The organism is Sphingopyxis sp. Root154, assembly GCF_001427105.1.
Taxonomy (GTDB): Bacteria; Pseudomonadota; Alphaproteobacteria; order Sphingomonadales; family Sphingomonadaceae; genus Sphingopyxis.
In genome coordinates this window covers 1-20888 of sequence record NZ_LMGI01000003.1, presented here as the reverse complement: position 1 = coordinate 20888, position 20888 = coordinate 1, and the positions used below count along the sequence as shown (strand labels likewise).

The window sequence follows — 20888 nt, the reverse complement described above, 5'->3', positions numbered from 1 at the left end:
TTCGATGTCCCAGGGATCGGCCGCGATCGAAGCTTTCCTCGACAGGGAAGCGGCGATCGCGGTCGTGACCTGTTTGAAGGGGTGAACCGCGATGATCGACGTCTATTTCACGCCCACGCCGAACGGCCACAAAGTCTCGATCATGCTCGAAGAAGTCGGGCTGCCGCATGAGCTGCTCGCGATGAACATGCTCGAGGGCGACCATCTGACCCCCGAATATCGCCGTATCAACCCCAACGGCCGCCTGCCCGCGATCGTCGATCACGATCCGGTCGGCGGCGGAGCGCCGTTGCCGGTGTTCGAGTCCGGTGCAATCCTGCTCTATCTGGCCGAGAAGAGCGGCCAGCTGCTTCCCCAGAGCCCGCGCCGCCGCAGCCAGGCGCAGCAATGGCTGATGTGGCAGATGGCGAGTTTCGGCCCGATGCAGGGACAGGCGCATCATTTCATCCGCTATGCGCCCGAGGGCCAGAGCTATCCGGTCGAGCGCTATCGCAACGAGACGTTGCGGCTGCTCCACGTCCTCAACGGCCGCCTCGGCGAAGCCGATTATCTGGCCGAGGAATATTCGATTGCCGACATCGCGGTCTGGCCGTGGACGCGCGCGATCCGCGCGATCGGGCTGACGCTCGATGATTATCCCGCGGTCGCCGACTGGTTCGCGCGCATCGGCGAGCGTCCCGCCGTGATCGCAGGGACCGACGTCAAGAACGCCGCGAACCTGTCGAGCGCGCGCCCGGTGCTGACCGAGGAGCAATGGTCGAATTTGTTTGGGAAGAATATGCTGGAAGCGCCGGCGCGGTGACCATTTCTCCCCTCCCCGCAAGCGGGAGGGGGTCATACGGTGTCAGCATGACCCCACTGGTATTCGACCTTGCCATCCAGCCGCCGCACTGCAACCCAGTCGCCGCCCGCGAGGCTGTCGTCCTCGATCAGCGCGGCGACGCCGCCGGCGATATCCTCGGGTCTGCACGCCTCATTGTTCGCAAGCACCGCCTCCATCCATTCGGACTTGCCACCCGCCCCTGTCGTATCGAGGATCGGCGTATCGACCAGTCCCGGCAACATGCCCGCAACGCGAACGTTGCATTCGTCCTTCAACGGCGCGCAGCAGCGCGTGAACATCATCACCGCCGCCTTGGTCGTCGCATACATGGCGTCATAGAAACCCGTGCCGAGCGCCACCGTCGACACGGTGTTGACAATCACCCCGCCGCCGCGCTTCTTCATCGCCTGCACCGCAATCTGCGTCGCCGCGACGAGCGAGGTGATGTTGACGTCGATGATCCAGCGGATGCGCGCAGCATCGACGTCGGGAAATTGCGGCAGGCCCGACACGACCCCGGCATTGTTGTGCAGGATGTCGACGTCGCCATGCGCGCGGAACCACGCTTCGGTCGCGGGAATATCTGACAGGTCGAGGGTGTGGATGTTCGCCCGCGCCCCCTCGGCCTCGACCAGCCGCGAGGTCTCGGCGAGCCCCGCTTTGTTGACGTCGACGAGCGCGATCTCTGCCGCGCCGCGGGTGGCGAGCATCACCGCAGTCGCGCGGCCGATGCCGCCCGCCGAGCCCGTCACGATGGCGGTTTTGCCGTTGATATCCATCTCTTCTCTCCCGTCGATCTTGTCGTTACCGTAAAGCACATTGACAGATAAACTTAAATACCTAAGTATTTTTTGGAACGGGAAGACTCGTGCGTTTTTGGAGAGTGTGATGACAGAGGCGACTGCCCTCGATGGAGGCGTCATAGCGTCCGACCGCGGCCTTGCGGTGCGCCGCAACGTGGCGCTCGCGATGCTGTTCGTGGTCGGCACGATCAATTTCGTCGACCGCCAGCTTCTGTCGGTGCTCGTCGAACCGATCCGCGCAGAGATGGATTTCAGCGACACGCAGTTCGGCCTGCTCACCGGCCTCGCCTTCGCACTTTTCTATGCCGCGATGGGGGTTCCCGTCGCGATGATCGCCGACCGCTGGAACCGCGTGAAGCTGATCGGTATCGCGTGTGTCGTATGGAGCGGCTTCACCGCCGCGTGCGGCTTCGCATCGAATTTCTGGCAACTCGCGCTGATGCGCTTCGGCGTCGGCGCGGGCGAAGCGGGCGGCACCGCGCCGTCGCTATCGGTCATCGCCGACTATTACCCGCCCGCGCAGCGCCCGCTCGCGATCGGTATCTTCACGCTCAACGGCCCGTTCGGCGTCTTCGTCGGCGCGGCGTTCGGCGCGTGGGCCGCGGCGAATATCGGCTGGCGCAATGCCTTCGTCGTGATCGGCCTCGTCGGCATTTTGGTCGCACCGTTGCTGATCTGGCTCGTCCGCGAACCCGCGCGCGGGGCGATGGATACCCACAAGCCCGCCGATGAAGCGCTGCCGTTCAGCCAGAGCCTCGCGATGTTCATCCGCCGCCCGTCGCTGCGCATGGTGATGATCGGCAGCGGGCTTGCCGCCTTCGTCAGCTATGGCATGCTCAACTGGATTCCCGCCTTCCTGATGCGCACGCAGAAGATGCCGCTGGAAGCGATGGCGACCTGGTTCGCCCCCGCCGCGGGCATCACCTTCGGCATCGGCATCCTCGGCGGCGGCTGGCTCGTCAGCCACCGCGCCAGAACTTCGGCGCGCGCATACGGCACCATACCCGCGCTTGCGACCGCGGTGCTGATCCCGACCTTCATCGCGGCGCTGCTCGTCGACACATGGCAGCTCTCGCTCGCGTTGATGCTGGTCCCGATGGCGGCGTGCACCGCCTATGTCGCCCCGGCGCTCGCGCTGGTGCAGAACCTCACCCCGCCGCGCAGCCGCGCGACTGCCGCGGCGGTGCTGATGCTGATGTTCAACATCGTCGGCCTGGGCCTGGGCCCGTTGTTCGCCGGGATCGTCAGCGATGCGTTGAAGGACGCGCACGGCGTCGATAGTCTCAGGTGGGCGCTGATGGCGCTGATGCCGTTCGCTGCTGCGGCGGGCATCGCGCAGTTCCGTATGACGCGCTATCTCGAAAAGGATTTCGCCGAATGACCAAGATCGCGGGCAAGACCGCCTTCATCACCGGCGGCGCGAGCGGGCTCGGGTTCGCTACCGCGAGGGCACTCACCGCCAAAGGTGCGTCGGTAATCCTCGCCGATATCGATGGCGCAGGTGCCGATGGCGCGGCCGAAGCCCTGCGCGACGAAGGCGCCAACGCCCTCGGTCTCCAGCTCGACGTGACCAGCGAGGACAGCTGGGCAGCTGCGGGAGAACAGGCGCGAGCCTTCGGACCCGTGCGCATCCTGTTCAGCAACGCGGGGGTCGGCGGCGGGTCGGGCCCGTTCGAGCAATATGACACCGACGTGTGGCGCTGGAACTATGCGGTCAACGCGCATGCGCATCTCTACGCCTGCCGCACCTTCCTCGGCGACATGAAGGCGTCGGGCGAAGCCAGCCATCTCATTTTCACCGCGTCGATGGTCGCGATCGTGCCGCCGCCGATCTCGGTCGCGTACATCAGCTCCAAATATGCGACGCTCGGCATCGCGATGGCGCTGCGCAACGAACTTGCCGGGACCTGCGTCGACATCTCGGTGCTGATGCCCGGCATGTCGGCGACGCGGATCGTCGAGACGACGCGCGACCTGCGCCCGGTAGAGGTCGAGGCCGGCCAAGCGGCCGCGACGAGCCAGGCGATGCAGGGCGTGCTCGCGGGCGGGATGTCACCGGGCAAGATCGGCGCGCGCGTTGTCGAGGCGATCGAGGCCGGCGAATATTGGATTTTCACCCATCCCGAATGGAAGGCGATGGCCGAGCTGGTGACGCAGGACATGCTGTCGTCTTTCGGCCCGTCGGCCGATCCCGCGTACAAGGGCGACGACATCGACGGGCTGATCGCCGCGAACGGCGGCCGCATGTTCGGCGCCAAAGCATAAGGAGACTATGATGGCAGAGCAGGACGATATCCGCGCAATGGCGCAGCGCTTTTTCGACGCGATCGAGGCGGGCGACATCGAGACGATGCAGGGCAGCTTCACCCCCGATGCCGAGATCTGGCACAACACCGACGAGCTGATCGTCACCCCGGCGCAGACCGCACAGACGCTGACCGGCATGGTCGCCCGGATCAAGGATCGCGAATATGCCGAGCGCCAGCTCACCACCTTTCCCGGCGGCTTCGTCCAGCAACATGTGCTGAAGGGCAAGCGCGTCCACGACGACGGCGCGGTCCGTCTGCCCTGCGCGATCATCTGCAAGGTCGTGGACGGCAAGATCACGCGGCTCGACGAATATTTTGACAGCGCGCATGTTGCCGAATTCCGCAAATTCGCGAACGCCTGAGGAGTTAGCCATGCCAGTTCTGCGCCAGGTTCCCCGGTCCGAAGTCACCGACGAGACCGTCCTCGCCTATTACAATCGTCTGTTCGGCGAGCGCGATCCCGTCGCCGAACCCGGCACCGCGACGGGCACGCCCGGCGACTGGTGGACGGTGTTTGCGCTGTCGCCCGACATCTTCGAACATGCGGTCAAAGGCTTCGCGGTGTATCGCAATCCTGCACGTACGATCGACCCGGTGCTGCGTGAGCTCGGCCAGACGCGTGCGGGCTGGGTCAAGGGCAGCCAGTTCGTCTTCTCGCAGCATTGCAAGTCGCTCCGCGGTCTTGGCGTCAGCGAGGAGAAGATCGCCGCCATCGCGCACTGGCAGGTCGCCGACTGCTATAATGAGCAGGAGCGCACCGTGCTCGCCTATGCCGACTGCCTCGCGCAGGCCGGCGGACGCGTTCCGCTTGAGGTCTTCGATAAGCTCAAGACATTCTGGAACGACGAGCAGATTTTCGAATTCACATACATCACCTGTCTTTACGACATGCACGCGGTGATCACCCGCGCGCTGCGGATGGAATATGATGCGCGCGAAGACCCGATCGTCGAGGTCGCGGCGCCCGAAGGCTTCAACGCCGCCGACTTCCTCAGCGCCCCGCGCCCAGCCAACGGATGAGTGGTTACGGCCCGCCTCAAGTCGTCGCGACGGGGCTGCGCTTTCCCGAAGGCCCCGTGCCGATGGCGGACGGCTCGGTGCTGCTCGTCGAGATCGCGCGCGGGACGCTGACGCGCGTCCTGCCGGACGGCAGCCTGTCGGTCGTCGCCGAACTCGGCGGCGGACCCAATGGCCTCGCGATCGGGCCCGACGGCGCGGCCTATGTGTGCAACAATGGCGGCTTCGAATGGATCGAGGCGGCCAGCCTGCTGTTCCCCGGACACGCCGCGCATGCCGAGGCGTGCGGGTCGATCCAGCGCGTCGACTTGTCTTCCGGCGCCGTGACCACGCTCTATGACAGCTTCGAAGGCGAGCGGCTAAAGGGGCCGAACGATATTGTGTTCGATACCGACGGGGGTTTCTGGTTCACCGATCATGGCCAGGTGCGCGATGCCGGCCGCGACCATGGCGCGCTCTACCATGCCGCCGCCGACGGGTCGAAGATCAGCCGCCAGCGCGCCGACATGATGGGGCCGAACGGCATCGGCCTCTCCCCCGACGGCATGACACTGTACGTCAGCGAAACGATGACCGCGCGTGTCTGGGCGATGGACATCGTCGCGCCCGGCGAACTCGCACCACCACCGCCGTGGGCGCCCGGCCAGTTCGTGGGCACCCCGCCCGCCTTTCGCCTGCTAGACAGCATGGCAGTCGAGGAGAGCGGGCGCATCTGCGTCGGCACGATGGTCGAGGGCGGGATCACGATTTTCGATCCCGATTGCAGCGCTTCGGAGTTCGTGCCGCTGCCCGATGTCGGGATCACCAACATCGCCTTTGGCGGCGCCGACCGGCGCGATGCCTATATTACGGCGTCGACGACGGGAACGCTGTATCGCGTCCGCTGGCCGCGTCCGGGGCTAACCGTCAACCAAGTTGACGGTTAGCCCCGCCGATGATAAAAGAGACGGGAGAGGACAGGATGAAATTCTATAATAGCGTCGGCCCCAACCCGCGCGTCGTGAAGCTGTTCATGGCCGAAAAGGGTATCGAGATCCCCGAGGTCAGCGTCGACCTGCGCGGCGGCGAGAACCGGCGCGCGCCGTATAATGTCGATGTGAACCCCGCTGGGCAGACGCCCGCGCTCGAACTCGACGACGGCAGTTTCGTCTGCGAAGTCACCGCGATCTGCGAATATCTCGACGAGCGCTTTCCCGAGCCGACGCTGATCGGATCGACGCCCGAAGAGCGCGCAGCGACGCGCATGTGGACACGCCGCGTCGACCTCAAGATCTGCGAGCCGCTCACCAACGGCTTCCGCTTTGCAGAGGGTCTGCCCTTGTTTGAGTCGCGGCTACGCTGCCTGCCCGAGGCCGCGCCGGGGCTGAAAGCGACCGCACAGGACGGGGTCAAATGGCTCGACGGACAGATAGCGGGGCGCGAATTCATCGCGGGTGAAGCATTAAGCCTCGCGGACATCATGCTGTTTGCATTTCTCGATTTCGGCGCGACGGTCGGCCAGCCGATCGATCCCGCCTTCACCAATATCGTGCGCTGGTACGAGCGGATGAAAAATCGCCCCAGCGTCAACGCAAACTGAACCACAAGGAGACGGATCATGGCTGCATCAAATAGCGAATTCGAATTCTGCGGGGTCAATCACCTCGCGCTCGTGTGCAAGGATATGGCAAGAACGGTCGAATTCTACCGCGACACGCTCGGCATGCCGCTGGTCAAGACGCTCGACCTGCCCGGCGGACGCGGCCAGCATTTCTTCTTCGACATCGGCAATGGCGACAGCCTCGCCTTCTTCTGGTTTCCGAACGCACCCGAAGCGGTTCCCGGCATTTCGGCGCCCGAGGCGCTGCCGACACGGGGCAATTTCATGTCGGCGCACGGATCGATGAACCATCTCGCGATCAACGTCCGTGCCGACAAGTTCGACGAATATTACCGGCGGCTGGTCGACAAGGGCGTCGAGGTCACCCCGATCCTCAACCACGACAATTCGCCGACCCAGTCGTCGCCCGAAATGAACGACGATGTCTATGTCCGCTCGGTCTACTTCTTCGATCCCGACGGCGTCTGCCTGGAATTCGCAGCGTGGACGAAGACCTTCGACGAAAGCGACGTCGCGCACGACCCGGTGCAGGCCGACGGCACGAAGCGCGAAGGCTTCATCACCGGCCGCAACCCGGTGCCCGCCGAATAGACATTCCCAAAAGTACACTGGGAACTCCTCCTGGACCCGGCCTTTTGGCCGGGTTCTTTTTTGGGGCGCCTCAAGTGACCGAAAAAGACCGTTAGTTGCCGATAGATATATGTGCCCGGCGAAAGCCGGGGTCCAGAATTACAGCGCAAACCTAGCGTGTTTCCGCTCGGCGCTCCGGCTTTCGTCGGGGATCACGATGACAGTTCACCACCCCAAAGCAGTCGTTTCAGGCTATCCCACGGCGCGGTCGCGCCCTTCCCAATAAGGCGCGCGCAATTCGCGGCGGAGCACCTTGCCCGACGGGTTGCGCGGCAACGCCTCGATAAATTCGACACTCTTGGGGATCTTGTACGCCGCGATCCGTTCACGCGCCCAGGCAACGACATCGGCAGGGTCGAGTGTCGCGCCCGCGGCCGGTACGATCAGGGCTTTGACGCTCTCGCCCCATTTGTCGTCGGGCACGCCGATCACCGCGACGTCGGCGACCCCCGGACAGCCCATGATCGCGCTCTCGACCTCGGCCGGATAGACATTCTCGCCGCCCGACACGATCATGTCCTTGATCCGGTCGTGGACGTAGTAGAATCCGTCGGCGTCGCGATAGCCGACGTCGCCGGTATGAAGCCATCCGCCCGCCAGCGTCTCTTCGGTCGCTGCGGCGCGGTTCCAATATTCCTTCATCACGATACCGCCGCGGATCGCGATCTCGCCGATCTCGCCTTCGCCCAACTCACGCCCATCGCCGCCCAGGATCGCCATTGCGGCGCCCGGCCAGGGTTTGCCGCACGAGGTGAGCTTGCCCGGCAGATCATGCGCGCTTGGCGAGAGATAGGAGCCGCCGCCCGCCGACTCGGTCATGCCGTAGAATTGCACGAAATCGCAGCCGAAGGTCGCGCGCGCGCGGCGCAACACATCCTCGGCGATCGGCGACGCGCCATAAGCGATCGACTTGAGCGCGGGATAGGCGCCATTATTCGCGTCGGGCTGGAGCAGCATCATCTGGATCATCGCGGGCGCGAGGAAGGCGTGCGCGACATTTTCCTCGCGCATCATGCGCACCGCGTCGGCCGCGGTGAAATCCTTGACGAGCACGAGCCGCCCACCCTGCGCGAGACCGGAGAAACTGACGTTCGTGCCCGCGACGTGGAACAGCGGCATGACGATCATCACCGTCTCGTCCTCGCCATACGCAAAGCCGTCGACCTCGGTCGCGGCCTCGAGGAAAGTGCGGTAGTTTGCGTTGGTGAGCACCACGCCTTTGGGCAGGCCCGTGGTGCCGCTGGTATAAAGCTGGAGCACATCGTCGCCGAGTTGCGGCGGATCGGCGAGCACCGCATCGGACGCCTCGCCAAGCCACGCATCGAACGGCTCGAACGCGGGATGTTCACCATAGAGCGCGATCAGCCTTGGGGGTGTCGCCAGGTCGGCAATCGCCGCGAGCGCGCAATCGAAGAAATCTTCGCCGACGAACAGCAGTTTCGGCCAGGCATCGCTAAGAATAAAGCCGATCTCGGCGGGTGCGAGGCGGCAGTTGATCGGAGCGAAACAGGCGCGCGCGCGCGCTGCTCCGAAGAAGAGCGGATACCAGCTGTCGTGGTTCTTGGTCAGCGCCGAGATGCGATCGCCGGGCGCGATACCTGACGCGAGCAGCGCATGCGCGACGCGATTCGACCGCGCGTCGAGCGCCGCAAAACTCGTCTCGCGCGTCCCGAATTTCACCGCGGTCGCCTGCCCCCGCACGCGCGCCTGCGCCGCCGGAATATCCGCCAGCGTCCGGATGGCCTCCAGATCGATCATTTTGCTCTCCCAATCGTCGTTTCGACTTGAATTAGATAGAATACTAAGCAAATGTTTGACCAGCCCAAAAATGAGAGGAGCGGCCTTGTTCGACCACCCCATCCTGCCGACAACGATCGTCGGAAGCTACCCCCAGCCTGACTGGCTGATCGACCGCGAGCGGCTGAAGGCCAGCCTGCCCCCGCGCGTCCGCGCCGAGACGCTGTGGCGCGTCCCCGAACCCTGGCTCGCCGACGCGCAGGAAGCCGCCACCTTGATGGCGATCCGCGACCAGGAGGAACTGGGAATCGACATCGTCGGCGACGGCGAAATGCGCCGTGAAAGCTATTCGAACCGCCTCGCGACCGCGCTGTCGGGGATCGACCGCGAAAAGCATGGCACGGCGGTCGACCGCACGGGCAACGCCAATCCGGTGCCGCTCGTTTCGGGCCCTATCCGCCGCGTCGCGCCGATCGAGGCGCAGGATGCGGCCTTCCTCCGCCGCCATTCGACGAGGCCGGTGAAGCTCACCCTGCCCGGCCCTTTCACGATGACGCAGCAGGCCGAGAATGGCTATTATCCCGACCTGCGCGCACTCGCGATGGACTATGCCGACGCGGTCAATGCCGAAGTGAGGGATTTGTTCGCGGCGGGGGTCGACGTGGTCCAGCTCGACGAGCCCTATCTGCAGGCGCGTGCCGCCGAGGCGAACAGCTATGCGATCGAGGCGATCAACCGCGCGCTCGACGGCGTTGACGGCACGACCGCGCTCCACATCTGCTTCGGCTATGCGATGGTGCATCATGGCGCGGGCGCGACGGGGCCGAAGCCCAAGGCGTACGACTTCCTCGCCGAACTCGAAGCGTCGGCGATCGACGTGATCTCGATCGAGGCGGCGCAGCCGGGGCTCGACCCCGCAATCCTCGCCGAACTGCCCACCAAGACGATCATGTACGGCGTGCTCGACCTGTCGATTCCGGAGGTCGAGACCCCCGAGGTCGTCGCGGGGCGCATCCGCGAGGCGCTGCGCTACGTCGACGCCGAACGGCTGTGGATCGCGCCCGACTGCGGGATGAAATACCACAGCCGCGAACATTCACAGGCCAAGCTGAAGGCGATGGTCGACGGGACCGCGCTGGTACGGGCGGAGCTGAAGTAACACCAAACCTCGTCATTCCCGCGAAAGCGGTAACCAGTTGCAACGTTTGCTCGCTGGGTTCCCGCTTTCGCGGGAATGACGAAGTTATTGATCCACGAACCCGGCCAGCAGCGCCACCACCACTTCGGGCGCCTCCACCGTCGGCAGATGCCCTGCCCCTGCCACGACTTCCAGCCGCGCCCCCGGGATGGCGTCCAGAATCTCGTCATGATGCGCGCGGCTGGTGATGCCGTCCTTCTCGCCCCAGACCAGCAAGGTCGGCACCGCAATCTCGCCGAGTCGCGGCCGGCTGTCGATGCGTGCCATGATCGCGCGTTGCTGCGCAAGGAAGGTGTCGGCGCCGGTATCGGCCGCCATCTTCCGCGCGATGCCGAGCAGGCCTGCGTCGCTGCGCTTTTCTTCGGGAAAGAGGATGGGGATGCGTTCCTCGACGACCTGGTCGAAATTGCCGCTTTCGACGAGGTCGATATAACCCTGCCGCCGCGCGGTCTGCGCGGGACCGTCGGCCGACGCCAGTGTCGAGATCAGCGCAAGCTTAGCTACACGTTCGGGCGCGCGCCGCATCACCTCGAAAGCGACGAAGCCGCCCATCGCGTGCGCGATCAGCGCGAACCGCGGCGGCGCATTGTCGAGCAGGCGCTGCGCGAAACCCTCGATCGTGTCGTCGCTGCGGTTATCGGCAACGATCACCTCGCGATCGCTCCACGCATCGAGCAACGGCTGCCACACAGCGCTGGTTAAAAGCTGACCGGTTATCAAAACAATAGGGAGAGACATTAGACCACCTGATGAAGAAGAGTTTCACCCGCCGCGAGACGGCGGCAATTTTCGTGCGCCACGGTCAGGCTGCGCACAAGCGTTTCGGGCGTCAGCCATGCGATATGCGGCGCGAGCACGACATTGGGCAGGTTGAGCAGGGGATTGGTCCGCGGCAGCGGCTCCTCGCCGAACACATCCAGTCCCGCGCCGCGCAGATGGCCCGCGGTCAGCGCCTCGACCAGCCGCGCCTGATCGACGAGTTCGCCGCGCGCGGTGTTTACGAGCACCGCGCCCTTCTTCATCGCGAACGGATCGACGCTCGCGCGGGTCTCCTCGGTGAGCGGCATGTGCAGCGAAACGATATCGGCTTCGGCGATCAAGTCATTGAAAGGGCGATATTCATACGCGCAGTCACGGCGATGGCGCGCGGTATAGACGACGTTCGCCCCGAGCGCCGCCAGCACCGGCGCGAGCAGCTGCGCCGAATGGCCGAAACCGACCAGCCCGACCGTCCGGCCTGCAACCTCGCCCACGCTATCGAGTTCGGACGGATCGGCCGTCCACCCCTCGCCCGCGCGGGTCCGTGCGTCGAAAAAGCAGGTACGACGGAGCACCGCCATCATGAGCGACAACGCCATTTCCGCGACCGCTTGGCTGTTCGTGCCGGGCATGTTGCAGACGGCGACACCATGATCGCGCGCCGCGTCGAGCGCGATCGTATTCACGCCGACGCCCAGTTTCTGAATCAGCTTCAACTTCGGTGCGGAAGCGATGAATTCGGGTGTCACGGGGCTCAGGACGTGGAGCAGCGCGGTGATTTCCGGCGCCACCGCGTCGAGCGGCGCGGCCTCGTCGACATGCACGACGACGCCGGGGCCGAAGATCGCATCGACGGCCTCACGGAATCCCGGGCTCGGCCGGGCGTGGAGGACGATCATGCCGCCACCCGGCCGATCGCCCCCGCAAAAGCCGAAAAGCCCGCAAACACCGCGTCGCCGCCCATCGCTTCCTCGATCCGCAACATCTCGTTCCACTTCGCCATCCGTTCCGAGCGCGTGAAGCTGCCGACCTTCAATTGCCCGGCATCCCACCCCGTCGCGAGATGCGCGATGGTGACATCCTCGCTCTCGCCCGAGCGCGCCGAGACGATCGCGCCCCACCCGCGCGTCACCGCGGCGTCGAGCGCCGCCTTGGCTTCGGTCACCGTGCCGACCTGATTGACCTTGATCAGCGCCGCGTTGCACACCGCCGCATCGCCGGCGCGCTCGACGCGCGCCGCATTGGTGACGAGCACATCGTCCCCGATGATCTGGACGCGCTCGCCAATCGCCGCGGTCATCGCCGCCATCGTCGTCCAGTCGTCCTGTCCCGCCGGATCCTCGATCGACAGGATCGGATAGCGCCCCGCCCAGTCGACAATGCGCGCCGCCATCGCTTCGCCCGACAGGCGCCCGTCGTCGAGCGCGAGATCATAGCCGTCGGCGTCACCGAGTTCGTTCGCGGCGATGTCGAGCGAGATAAATACCTCCTCGCCCGCGCGGTGCCCGCTCGCCTCGATTGCTTTCGTCAGCGTGTCGAGCGCATCCTCGTTCGACACGAAATTCGGCCACCAGCCGCCTTCGTCGGCGACCCCCGACAGCGGTCCCTTCGCCTCCATCAGTTTGCCCGCGGCGCGATAGACATCGTCGGTGATCTCGAGCGCGCGGCGGAAGCTGCCGGCCTTCGGGCACATCACCATGAAATCCTGCACGTCGGTGCGCCGACCGGCGTGCGCGCCGCCGCCGAAAATCTGAATTTCGGGGAGCGGCACGCGGACCTTTTGCCCGCCCGCGAGATAACGCCACAGCGGCGCGTGCGCGTCCGCTGCGGCGGCGTGAAGCACCGCCATCGACACCGCGACGACGGCATTCGCGCCGAGCCGCGCCTTGTTCAGCGTGCCGTCGAGGTCGCAAAGCGCCGCGTCGACCGCCGCCTGTTCACGCGCATCCATCCCGATGATCGCATTCGCGATCTCCGATCCGATCCCTGCGACCGCGCGGTCGACGCCGAAGCCCCCGAACGCCGCGCCGCCGTCGCGCAGGTCGATCGCTTCATGCGCGCCGCGCGAGGCGCCCGCGGGCGCGATAGCCCGGCCGACCGCACCCGATTCCAGCATGACCTCGGCCTCAACGGTGGGCCGACCACGCGAATCCCAGATCTGGCGGCCAGTGACAGAGGCGATACGCGAAGTCATACAAGGTTCCTTTTCCAGTTGGCGACGAGCACGTCGATCGGCGACGGCGCGACAATGAGTGTCCGTGCCTGATCGCGCACGATGCGCTTGTGTTCAGGGTCGGTGAGATACGGTGCGGGCGACTTGCCCTCGACGCGCGCGAGAAGCAGCGCCGCGGTGAGCTTGCCCGCGCGGAGCAGCAGGCCGTCAACATTCTCCCAATCGATCGCCGAGCGATACGCCGCAACGAGCGCCGCAGCGGCTTCGTTCAGCCGGGCATCGCCCGACCACACCGCCTTCAGCAGCAGATGCGTCGTGCAGAAGGCGACGTCGAACGCCGGGTCGCCATAAACGGCGCATTCGGCATCGAGAAACACCGGACCGTCGGCGCTGACGAGGATATTCTTGGGGCTGACGTCGCCGTGGACGAGCGCGATCTTGCGCGACGATACGTCGTCGGCAAGCGCGCGCAAGACCGGCGCCAACTCGGCGTCATGCTCGGCGACGTAGATCAGGAAGGGATCGACGCGCAGCGCGCGGAACATCGCGTCGTTCGGAAAGGCATCGCGGTCGGCCGAATTGATCGCTGTCGCGGCGTGGACAGCCGCAACCCCCCGGCCCACAGCGGCGGCGAAATCAACATCGACCCGCCCGGTCATCAGTTCGTCCTTCCACACCGGAGAGCCGGGCAGGAAGCGCATCGCAAAACCGTAGCCGGGCAGTTCGGCGAGCACCTCGGGCGCCATATGCGCATCGACCCCGCGCGCGCGCCGCAGCCAGCGCACCTCGCTCTGGCCGCGTTCGATCGGCGCGTGCCATTCGGCGGCGACGCGAAGCTGTTCGAGCGGGCGTTTGACGACGATCGGCCCCGTCGGCGTCTCGACCTTCCAAACGTCGCACGACACGCCGCCGGTCAGCGGTTCGAGCACGACATCGCCCTCACCCACCAGCCCGGCGTCGCGCAATCCGTCGATGATGTCGGCGTCGGCCGTCACGTCACAGCTTCTCCCGTATCCACGCGCCGACGAGGTCGGCGGCGTTCTGCCGTTCTTCGATCGAGTCCTCGAAATAATGCGCCCCGGGGATCAATTCGAGCTTCTTGTCGGTCGAGCCGAGGAAATCGAAAATCTTGCGCGCGTCGCTCGGGAAGACGCCCGTGTCGGCCGTCCCCTGCACGACCAGTGCGGGCGTATCGTGCTTGACGAGGTGCGGCTGGCCCTGGCACGGCGAGGTTTCGAGGCTCCACATATTGAGCCAGGTCTTGATCGTGTTGGCGCGGCCGATGCTGGGCGAGCGGTTCGCGGTCGCGGGGTCGCCGCGATAACACCAATTGGGCTTGCGGTCCGACGGATCGATCGCCGGATCGACGCAGCGGATATCGCCCCAGCACCGGAACATCGGGAAGATGCGGTCGGGAATGCCGGCATCGTTGAGCCGTTTCAGCTCGGCCTTTGCCCAGTCGGTGATCCGCTGATTGCGCGCGCGCTGACCGGCGCGATATTTCGCGATGAACTCCTCCGAATAGGGCGGGCCGTTGTCGGGGTTGAACGGGTCGAGTTCGGGGTCGGTGAGCGTCGGGTCATTCTCGTCGACCACCGATGCGTCCATCCAGTCGGTCAGCACTTCGGGGCGCCCCTGATGCGCATTGAAGCTGATATACAGGTCGCCCTTGATCAGCGACGCCAGCGCGTCCTGTCCCGCCGACGGCAAGCGATCGGTCAATGTCGGCGCGATCGCTTCGGCCTGATAGGCGCCCATCAGCGAGCCGCCGCCCGAGTTGCCGAGGATGACGATCTGCTCGACGCCCGCCACTTCCTTCAGCCATTTCATGCCCACGCCGATGTCGAGCACCGCATGTTCGAGCAGGAACTGATCCTCGAACCCGCGATAGCGCGTGTTCCAGCCGAGGAAGCCGAAACCCTGCCGCGCGAAATAGGGCGCGATATAATGTTCCTTGAAATCGACATTATAATGGGTGGCGATGATCGCGACCTTCGGCCGCTTGCCCGCCTCGGTCCAATAGATGCCCTGGCACGGGTGCCCGCCCGCCTGAATGCGCGGCGCCGTTGGCGACACCAGCCCGACAAATTGCGCGTCCAGTCCTTCGATCCCGTTCGGGTCCATCATATTCTCTCTCCTGTTTTGATATTGTCAGCGGGTGACTTCAAAGGGCAGCTCGTACCCCTCAAGCCCCGCGCGGATCGCCTTCTTGTCGATCTTGCCCGTCGGCCCAAGCGGGATTGCCGCTACGAACAGCACGTCGTCGGGCATCCACCATTTGGCGATCTTGCCGTCGAGGAAGGATTTGAGATCATCGGCGGAGGCGTCGGCGCCCGGCTTCAGTTCGCACAGCAGGATCGGTCGCTCGTCCCACTTCGGATGCGCGACCCCGACGACGGCGGCGTTGGCGACCGCGTCATGTCCCATCGCGATATTCTCGATCTCGATCGAACTGATCCACTCGCCGCCCGACTTCACGACATCCTTCGCGCGGTCGGTAATCTGCATATAGCCTTCGCCATCGATCGTGCTGACGTCGCCGGTGTCGAAAAAACCTTCTTCGTCGAGCACGTCGCCGCCCTCGCCGCCATAATAGCCTCCCGCGATCGTCGGCCCCTTCACCATCAGCCGCCCCGGCGTCTTGCCGTCATGCGGCAGACGGTTGCCCGCATCGTCGACGAGCTTCATGTCGAGCCCGCAAAGCAACCGGCCCTGCTTGAGCTTATACGCCATCTGCTCGACATCGGATTTCGCCGCGACCGCGGCATTGGACACCGACACCGTCCCGAGCGGCGAGGTTTCGGTCATGCCCCAGCCCTGGATGACATCGACGCCATAATCGTCGCGGAAGGTACGAATGATCGATTCGGGGCACGCCGAACCACCGATCGTCACGCGCTCCAGCGTCGTGAAGCGCTTTCCATTTTCCTGCATATATTGCAGCAACATCTGCCACACTGTTGGTACGGCGGCCGAGTAAGTGACGCCCTCCTGCTCGATCAGATTATAGATCGATTCGCCGTCCATCCGCTGCCCCGGGAGCACCAGTTTCGCGCCAACCGCGGGCGCCGAATAGACAACGCCCCACGCATTGGCATGATACATGGGCACGACCAGCAGCACCGTGTCGCGCGCCGACAGGCCGAGCGCGTCGCGCTGCAAGGTCATCAGCGCGTGGATATAATTGGAGCGGTGCGAATAGAGCACGCCTTTCGGATTGCCCGTCGTACCGCTGGTGTAGCAGAGCCCGCACGCCGCATTCTCGTCGAACCCGCCCCAGATATATTCGGCAGGCTGGCCGGCGATCCAGTCATCGAAGGCGGTCGCGGCAAAGCTGGTTTGCGGCAACGAAGCGCGGTCACAGAAAAAGATCACCTTCTCGATCGACGGCACCTGCGAAAGCAATTGCTCGACCAGCTCCGCGGTCGCCGGGTCGGCGATCAGCAACCGGTCACCCGCATGGTTCGCGATATAGGCGATCTGTTCGGGAAAGAGCCGCGGATTGAGCGTATGGAGCACCGCCCCCATCCCCGCCGCGCCGTACCAGGCGGCAAGGTGGCGCGCGCCGTTCCACGCCATTGTCGCGACGCGGTCGCCGGGTTTGATCCCTTCGGCGGCGAGCGCGTTCGAGACGCGCTTCGCGTCGGCATGAACGTCGGCCCAGGTCGAGCGGGTGACGCGCCCCTCGGCATCGCGCGACACGATCTCGCGCGCGCCGTGCCAGTTCGCCGCATGATCGATGATCCGGTCGACCGTCAGCGGCACATTCTGCATCAACCCGTCCATGCGACTCTCTCTCCATTCTCGCTACAATAGATAGTATGCTAAGTATTTTGCCTTTGCAACGCCGCTCTGCCTTGCTTCGCCCGCCCTGCTCTTCTAGCTTGCTGACGTCGGCACCCCGTCGGCAACAGGGGCATATCATAGCGTCCATGCGCACCAACCAGCTTATCATCGCGCTTTTCCAGCGCTTCTGCTGGCTCGACGAAGGGCTTCAGGCGCGGCTCCACGACCATGGCTGGCCCGACGTCAACCGCCCGCAATCGATGGTGATGACGAATATCGTCAGCGGTATCGTGCGCCCGTCGGACATCGCGCGCAATCTGGGCATATCGCGGCAGGCGATCCACAGCACGATCAACCAGATGGTGAAGCTCGGCATCGTGCAGATGGACGTCGATCCCGTCGACCGTCGCCACATGACCGTGTCGCTGACCGACCTCGGCGCGCGCATGCGCAAGGATGCACAGCGCTCGATGGACGCGCTCACCGCGCAGATCGCCGCCAGGCTGGGACAAGACAAGTTCGACGCGCTGCTCGCCGCGCTCGAGGCCGACTGGGGCGACAATATCGAACCCGCCGTCCCCTTTCGGCGCGTCTAAACCGCGAGGGCCTTCGCGACCGCGATCAACCGTCCGGCGGTCATTTCGACGAGCGACGCCGGCAGAGGCTCCTTCAAGCTGCCATCTTCGGCGAAAGCGGCGTGAGCGTTCGGCACCAGCACCTGTTCGGGAATCACCAGCATCTGGATCGTCGACAATATCTGGCGCAAGTGCATCAGCCCACGCAGCCCGCCGAACGGGCTGATCGACGCCGACATGATCGCCGCCGCCTTGCCGCGATAGGCGGTCAGCGCAACGAGGCCCTCGTCGCCGGTCGGGCGCGACGCCCAGTCGATCGCATTCTTGAGCAGCGGCGGCAGCGATCCATTATATTCTGGCGAGACGAAGAGCAGGCCGTCCTGCGCGACGAAAAGCGCCTTGAGCTTCACCGCGTCGGGCGGAAAGGCGCTTGCTTCCAGCGCCGCCGAATAGAGCGGCAGGTCGAACGCTGCGAGATCGACCCGCGTCACGCTTGCACCTTGAGATTCGAGGCTTGCGGCGGCGACTTCGCCCAATGCGCGGTTAAAAGATCCCTCGCGGGTGCTACCCACGATGACGGCGATGCTGGTCATTTTCCCTCCCGGACAATATAGTTAGAATACTAACTTATTGTCCGGACGCACAGCAAATGCAAGCGATCAGGCCTTGATGTCGGATAGCACCGCGAGCTTGCGCGTTTCATCGCCGAGATTGTCGATGACGCGGCGCATCAGCCCCTGCAGCACCTCGACCTCCTCGTCGGTCATCCCCTTGGTCGCGATCTCGTGAATCTCGGCGTTCATCGGCGCGAGGATCAGTTCGAGCTTTTTCGCATGCGGCGTCAGGTGGATGAAAGTCTTGCGGCGATCGTCGGCGGTCTTCCTGCGCGTGATCAGCCCGGCCTTTTCCAGCCCCTTGAGCGCGACGACCGTTGTCGGTTCGCGCATCCCGACGCGTTCGCTGAGTTCGCGCTGGGTGATGCCGTCCTCGCGCCACAGCTGGCGGAGGAACCGCCACTGCCCCGCGGAGACGTCGTGCGTCAGCGTGCGGCGTTCGAGCAGCCGCGAAAAGGAGCGGAAGACGACGCGCGCCAGATAACCGATGCTGTTTTCAGGATCGGTATAATATTCGGCGGGATGTCGGTAATCCTGTGGTTTCTTTGCCAAAATCCTGCTCCCCTGTCGCGGTCCCCGGCGCCGGGCGCTGGCCCGCGCGATTGCGAACCTTAGGACACGAAGATTCGCGCGGCAACTGTCTTCATCGCCATCCTGCGCCGTATCGCCCTTCCAACCCCGCGATAATGTTGGACAAGATCGGTCGACCCATTTACTTAGAATACTAAGTTAATGGAGGCGATGTGCAAAAATTTACCCGGATGAAAGCGGTCGCGGCCCCGCTGCCGCTCGCCAATGTCGACACCGACATGATCATCCCTGCGCAATATATGAAGTCGCTGACCCGCACGGGCCTTGGCAAACATCTGTTCCGCGAGCTGCGCTTCGTGGACGATGGCAACGAACGCGGCGACTTCATCCTCAACCGGCCCGCCTGCCGCGAAGCCGGGATTCTTGTCGCCGACCGCAATTTCGGCTGCGGATCGTCGCGCGAACATGCGGTATGGGCGCTCACCGATTTCGGCATTCGCTGCGTCATCGCGCCAAGCTTCGGCGATATCTTTGCCGGGAACGCCCGCAAGAATGGCCTGCTGCTGATCCGCCTGCCCGACGCAACATGCGCGCGGCTGCGCGACGAAATCGCGCTCGCCCAATATGCCCCGGTCGAGGTCGACCTAGAAGCGCAGCGAATCCGGCTCGCGTCGGGCGAGGCGATCGATTTCGCGATCGATCCCGATGATCGCCGGATCCTGATGGAGGGGCTCGACGACATCGCCCGCACGCTGCGCCACGCCGATGCGATCGCGCGGTTCGAAGCGGCGCTCTAGAGTCTGACCCTAGCCCGGCACTTCGGGCGCCGCGATGCAGCCCGCAATCGCACTCGCCGCCGCGAGAGCCGGGCTCATCAAATGGGTGCGCCCGCCGCGCACCTGCCGGTTCTCGAAATTGCGGTTCGACGTCGCGGCGCAGCGCTCGCCGGACTGCAGCCGGTCGGCGTTCATGCCGACGCACATCGAACAGCCGGGCTCGCGCCAGTCGAACCCCGCGTCGCGCAGGACGCGGTCGATCCCCTCTTCCTCGGCCTGTCTTTTGACCAGCCCCGACCCCGGCACGACCATCGCGCGAACATGCGGCGCGACGCGGCGGCCGCGCACGACTTCCGCCACGATGCGCAGATCCTCGATCCGGCTGTTAGTGCAACTGCCGATAAACACGCGGTCGAGCCGCAATCCGGCGATCGGCACGCCCGGCGTCAGGTCCATATAGGCAAGCGCGCGTGTCGCTGCGCCGCGCGCTTCGGCGTTCGTCAGCGCGGCCGGATCGGGAACGCGTCCGTCGATCGCGGCAACCTGCGACGGGTTTGTGCCCCAGCTCACCATCGGCCGGACATCGCGCGCATCGACCCGCATTTCTCGGTCGAATAGCGCCGCATCATCGCTTGCGAGGGCCGCCCAGCGCGCGCGCGCGGCATCCCACGCCTTCCCCGTCGGCGCCGCGGGCCGACCCGCCAGATAGGCGAAGGTCGTCGCATCGGGCGCGACCAGTCCCGCGCGCGCGCCCATTTCGATGCTGAGATTGCACAGCGTCATCCGCGCCTCCATCGACAGCGCCCGGACGGCTTCGCCGGCATATTCGACGACATGCCCTGTCGCGCCATCGACCCCGATTACGCCGAGCAGGTGGAGCGCGAGATCCTTGGCATGGACGTGCGGCGCGAGCACGCCATCGACCGTCACGCGCATGTTGCGCGACCGGCGCTGGCGGATCGTCTGCGTCGCCAGCACATGCTCGACCTCCGACGTGCCGATCCCGAACGCCAGCGCTCCGAATGCGCCATGCGTCGACGTGTGGCTGTCGCCGCAGACGATCGTCATCCCCGGCTGCGATCGTCCCTGTTCGGGCCCGACGACATGGACGATCCCGCCGCGCGGATCGCCCATCGGGAAATTCTCGATCCCGAAATCACGCGTGTTGCTGACCAGCGCTTCGAGCTGCGCGCGCGCTTCGGCATCGGCAACCCCGGCGGGGCCCGCCGCCTGCCCCGCCGTCGGCACATTATGATCGGACAAGGCCAGCGCGCGCTCGGGACGCCGCACCGCCCGCCCCGCCGCCGCCAGCCCGGCGAAGGCTTGCGGCGAGGTCACCTCGTGAAGCAGGTGCAGGTCGATATAGAGCAAAGTCTCGCCGTCATCCTCGGCGACGGCGTGCGCATCCCATATCTTGTCGTAAAGCGTGCGGGGCCGGTTCACAGTTTCCCGATCGTCTCGCTCCGCGGCCCCATGTATCCGAACAGGTAGGCAGCGACCTTACGCATCTGTATTTCTTCGGCGCCTTCGGTGATGCGATAGCGGCGGTGGTGGCGG

At 65.2% G+C, this 20888-nt stretch carries 22 protein-coding genes; 11 read left to right on the top strand and 11 right to left on the bottom strand.

Annotated features, from left to right (window positions below):
• Positions 1-91 precede the first annotated feature (91 nt).
• Positions 92-802, top strand: a complete 711-nt coding sequence (locus tag ASD73_RS15665) for a glutathione S-transferase N-terminal domain-containing protein (protein ID WP_056373785.1) — start codon at positions 92-94, stop codon at positions 800-802.
• Between the two features lie 32 nt (positions 803-834).
• Here the strand turns inward: ASD73_RS15665 and ASD73_RS15660 are convergent, their stop codons facing one another.
• Positions 835-1602, bottom strand: coding sequence for an SDR family NAD(P)-dependent oxidoreductase (locus ASD73_RS15660; protein WP_056373783.1), 768 nt, complete (start codon positions 1600-1602; stop codon positions 835-837).
• A 109-nt stretch (positions 1603-1711) separates the two neighbouring features.
• On the opposite strand from ASD73_RS15660, the gene ASD73_RS15655 reads away from it, so the two are divergent.
• The 7 genes from ASD73_RS15655 to ASD73_RS15625 are packed head-to-tail and all read left to right on the top strand — an operon-like array spanning position 1712 to position 7143.
• Positions 1712-3007 carry a spinster family MFS transporter gene (locus tag ASD73_RS15655; RefSeq protein ID WP_056373781.1) on the top strand — a complete coding sequence of 432 codons (1296 nt, stop codon included), beginning with the start codon at positions 1712-1714 and terminating at the stop codon, positions 3005-3007.
• Positions 3004-3891 (top strand): SDR family NAD(P)-dependent oxidoreductase, encoded by an 888-nt coding sequence (locus tag ASD73_RS15650; RefSeq protein ID WP_056373779.1) that lies wholly within the window; start codon positions 3004-3006, stop codon positions 3889-3891. Before ASD73_RS15655 ends, ASD73_RS15650 begins: the two co-directional genes overlap by 4 nt.
• Before the next feature lie 10 nt (positions 3892-3901).
• Positions 3902-4297, top strand: coding sequence for a nuclear transport factor 2 family protein (locus ASD73_RS15645; protein ID WP_056373777.1), 396 nt, complete (start codon positions 3902-3904; stop codon positions 4295-4297).
• A gap of 10 nt (positions 4298-4307) precedes the next feature.
• Positions 4308-4955 (top strand): carboxymuconolactone decarboxylase family protein, encoded by a 648-nt coding sequence (locus ASD73_RS15640; protein ID WP_056373775.1) that lies wholly within the window; start codon positions 4308-4310, stop codon positions 4953-4955.
• Positions 4952-5878 carry an SMP-30/gluconolactonase/LRE family protein gene (locus tag ASD73_RS15635; RefSeq protein WP_056373774.1) on the top strand — a complete coding sequence of 309 codons (927 nt, stop codon included), beginning with the start codon at positions 4952-4954 and terminating at the stop codon, positions 5876-5878. Before ASD73_RS15640 ends, ASD73_RS15635 begins: the two co-directional genes overlap by 4 nt.
• Positions 5879-5913: 35 nt before the next feature.
• Positions 5914-6531 (top strand): glutathione S-transferase family protein, encoded by a 618-nt coding sequence (locus tag ASD73_RS15630; RefSeq protein WP_056373772.1) that lies wholly within the window; start codon positions 5914-5916, stop codon positions 6529-6531.
• 18 nt (positions 6532-6549) lie between these two features.
• Positions 6550-7143, top strand: coding sequence for a VOC family protein (locus tag ASD73_RS15625; protein WP_082521624.1), 594 nt, complete (start codon positions 6550-6552; stop codon positions 7141-7143).
• Between the two features lie 231 nt (positions 7144-7374).
• Here ASD73_RS15625 and ASD73_RS15620 read toward each other — a convergent pair whose 3' ends face one another.
• Positions 7375-8940 carry a long-chain-fatty-acid--CoA ligase gene (locus ASD73_RS15620; protein ID WP_056376099.1) on the bottom strand — a complete coding sequence of 522 codons (1566 nt, stop codon included), beginning with the start codon at positions 8938-8940 and terminating at the stop codon, positions 7375-7377.
• On the opposite strand from ASD73_RS15620, the gene ASD73_RS15615 reads away from it, so the two are divergent.
• On the top strand, positions 8921-10078 hold the full coding sequence (locus ASD73_RS15615; protein ID WP_443027981.1) for a 5-methyltetrahydropteroyltriglutamate--homocysteine methyltransferase: 1158 nt from the start codon (positions 8921-8923) through the stop codon (positions 10076-10078). The two genes, ASD73_RS15620 and ASD73_RS15615, sit on opposite strands and share 20 nt — an antisense overlap.
• 84 nt (positions 10079-10162) lie before the next feature.
• On the opposite strand, the gene ASD73_RS15610 is transcribed toward ASD73_RS15615, so the two are convergent.
• The 6 genes from ASD73_RS15610 to ASD73_RS15585 are packed head-to-tail and all read right to left on the bottom strand — an operon-like array spanning position 10163 to position 16835.
• Positions 10163-10855, bottom strand: coding sequence for an alpha/beta fold hydrolase (locus tag ASD73_RS15610; protein WP_082521622.1), 693 nt, complete (start codon positions 10853-10855; stop codon positions 10163-10165).
• A complete protein-coding gene (locus ASD73_RS15605; RefSeq protein ID WP_056373765.1) occupies positions 10855-11775 on the bottom strand; it encodes an NAD(P)-dependent oxidoreductase in 921 nt (306 codons plus the stop codon). The genes ASD73_RS15610 and ASD73_RS15605 overlap by 1 nt, the downstream gene beginning before the upstream one ends.
• A complete protein-coding gene (gene eno, locus ASD73_RS15600) occupies positions 11772-13070 on the bottom strand; it encodes a phosphopyruvate hydratase (RefSeq protein ID WP_056373763.1) in 1299 nt (432 codons plus the stop codon). Before eno ends, ASD73_RS15605 begins: the two co-directional genes overlap by 4 nt.
• Complete coding sequence (locus ASD73_RS15595) at positions 13067-14044, bottom strand: phosphotransferase family protein (protein ID WP_056373761.1); 978 nt, start codon at positions 14042-14044, stop codon at positions 13067-13069. Before ASD73_RS15595 ends, eno begins: the two co-directional genes overlap by 4 nt.
• A 1-nt stretch (position 14045) precedes the next feature.
• The gene (locus tag ASD73_RS15590; protein WP_056373759.1) at positions 14046-15176 is read right to left on the bottom strand and encodes an alpha/beta hydrolase; all 1131 of its coding nucleotides are present in this window, start codon (positions 15174-15176) and stop codon (positions 14046-14048) included.
• Between the two features lie 24 nt (positions 15177-15200).
• Positions 15201-16835, bottom strand: coding sequence for a long-chain-fatty-acid--CoA ligase (locus tag ASD73_RS15585; RefSeq protein ID WP_056373757.1), 1635 nt, complete (start codon positions 16833-16835; stop codon positions 15201-15203).
• 146 nt (positions 16836-16981) lie between these two features.
• Here ASD73_RS15585 and ASD73_RS15580 point away from each other — a divergent pair, with 146 nt between their 5' ends.
• A complete protein-coding gene (locus tag ASD73_RS15580) occupies positions 16982-17431 on the top strand; it encodes a MarR family winged helix-turn-helix transcriptional regulator (protein ID WP_056373756.1) in 450 nt (149 codons plus the stop codon).
• On the opposite strand, the gene ASD73_RS15575 is transcribed toward ASD73_RS15580, so the two are convergent.
• Both ASD73_RS15575 and ASD73_RS15570 read right to left on the bottom strand, forming a co-directional pair.
• Complete coding sequence (locus tag ASD73_RS15575; protein WP_056373754.1) at positions 17428-18003, bottom strand: NADPH-dependent FMN reductase; 576 nt, start codon at positions 18001-18003, stop codon at positions 17428-17430. The two genes, ASD73_RS15580 and ASD73_RS15575, sit on opposite strands and share 4 nt — an antisense overlap.
• Before the next feature lie 66 nt (positions 18004-18069).
• The gene (locus ASD73_RS15570; RefSeq protein WP_056373752.1) at positions 18070-18576 is read right to left on the bottom strand and encodes a MarR family winged helix-turn-helix transcriptional regulator; all 507 of its coding nucleotides are present in this window, start codon (positions 18574-18576) and stop codon (positions 18070-18072) included.
• Between the two features lie 191 nt (positions 18577-18767).
• Here ASD73_RS15570 and leuD point away from each other — a divergent pair, with 191 nt between their 5' ends.
• A complete protein-coding gene (gene leuD / locus ASD73_RS15565) occupies positions 18768-19352 on the top strand; it encodes a 3-isopropylmalate dehydratase small subunit (protein WP_056373750.1) in 585 nt (194 codons plus the stop codon).
• Positions 19353-19361: 9 nt separating this feature from the next.
• Here the strand turns inward: leuD and leuC are convergent, their stop codons facing one another.
• Positions 19362-20774, bottom strand: a complete 1413-nt coding sequence (gene leuC / locus ASD73_RS15560) for a 3-isopropylmalate dehydratase large subunit (RefSeq protein WP_056373748.1) — start codon at positions 20772-20774, stop codon at positions 19362-19364.
• Between the last annotated feature and the right edge of the window lie 114 nt (positions 20775-20888).

What these genes read in the sequence shown, in the direction of transcription:
- ASD73_RS15650 (WP_056373779.1), top strand. Translation starts at nt 3,004, where the DNA reads ATGACCAAGATCGCGGGCAAGACCGCCTTCATCACCGGCGGCGCGAGC.
- ASD73_RS15590 (WP_056373759.1), bottom strand. Translation starts at nt 15,176, where the DNA reads ATGATGGACCCGAACGGGATCGAAGGACTGGACGCGCAATTTGTCGGG.
- ASD73_RS15630 (WP_056373772.1), top strand. Translation starts at nt 5,914, where the DNA reads ATGAAATTCTATAATAGCGTCGGCCCCAACCCGCGCGTCGTGAAGCTG.
- ASD73_RS15665 (WP_056373785.1), top strand. Translation starts at nt 92, where the DNA reads ATGATCGACGTCTATTTCACGCCCACGCCGAACGGCCACAAAGTCTCG.
- ASD73_RS15655 (WP_056373781.1), top strand. Translation starts at nt 1,712, where the DNA reads ATGACAGAGGCGACTGCCCTCGATGGAGGCGTCATAGCGTCCGACCGC.
- ASD73_RS15575 (WP_056373754.1), bottom strand. Translation starts at nt 18,003, where the DNA reads ATGACCAGCATCGCCGTCATCGTGGGTAGCACCCGCGAGGGATCTTTT.
- ASD73_RS15635 (WP_056373774.1), top strand. Translation starts at nt 4,952, where the DNA reads ATGAGTGGTTACGGCCCGCCTCAAGTCGTCGCGACGGGGCTGCGCTTT.
- ASD73_RS15620 (WP_056376099.1), bottom strand. Translation starts at nt 8,940, where the DNA reads ATGATCGATCTGGAGGCCATCCGGACGCTGGCGGATATTCCGGCGGCG.
- ASD73_RS15640 (WP_056373775.1), top strand. Translation starts at nt 4,308, where the DNA reads ATGCCAGTTCTGCGCCAGGTTCCCCGGTCCGAAGTCACCGACGAGACC.
- ASD73_RS15610 (WP_082521622.1), bottom strand. Translation starts at nt 10,855, where the DNA reads ATGTCTCTCCCTATTGTTTTGATAACCGGTCAGCTTTTAACCAGCGCT.
- ASD73_RS15585 (WP_056373757.1), bottom strand. Translation starts at nt 16,835, where the DNA reads ATGGACGGGTTGATGCAGAATGTGCCGCTGACGGTCGACCGGATCATC.
- ASD73_RS15645 (WP_056373777.1), top strand. Translation starts at nt 3,902, where the DNA reads ATGGCAGAGCAGGACGATATCCGCGCAATGGCGCAGCGCTTTTTCGAC.
- eno (WP_056373763.1), bottom strand. Translation starts at nt 13,070, where the DNA reads ATGACTTCGCGTATCGCCTCTGTCACTGGCCGCCAGATCTGGGATTCG.
- ASD73_RS15625 (WP_082521624.1), top strand. Translation starts at nt 6,550, where the DNA reads ATGGCTGCATCAAATAGCGAATTCGAATTCTGCGGGGTCAATCACCTC.
- ASD73_RS15660 (WP_056373783.1), bottom strand. Translation starts at nt 1,602, where the DNA reads ATGGATATCAACGGCAAAACCGCCATCGTGACGGGCTCGGCGGGCGGC.
- ASD73_RS15615 (WP_443027981.1), top strand. Translation starts at nt 8,921, where the DNA reads ATGGCCTCCAGATCGATCATTTTGCTCTCCCAATCGTCGTTTCGACTT.
- ASD73_RS15605 (WP_056373765.1), bottom strand. Translation starts at nt 11,775, where the DNA reads ATGATCGTCCTCCACGCCCGGCCGAGCCCGGGATTCCGTGAGGCCGTC.
- ASD73_RS15580 (WP_056373756.1), top strand. Translation starts at nt 16,982, where the DNA reads ATGCGCACCAACCAGCTTATCATCGCGCTTTTCCAGCGCTTCTGCTGG.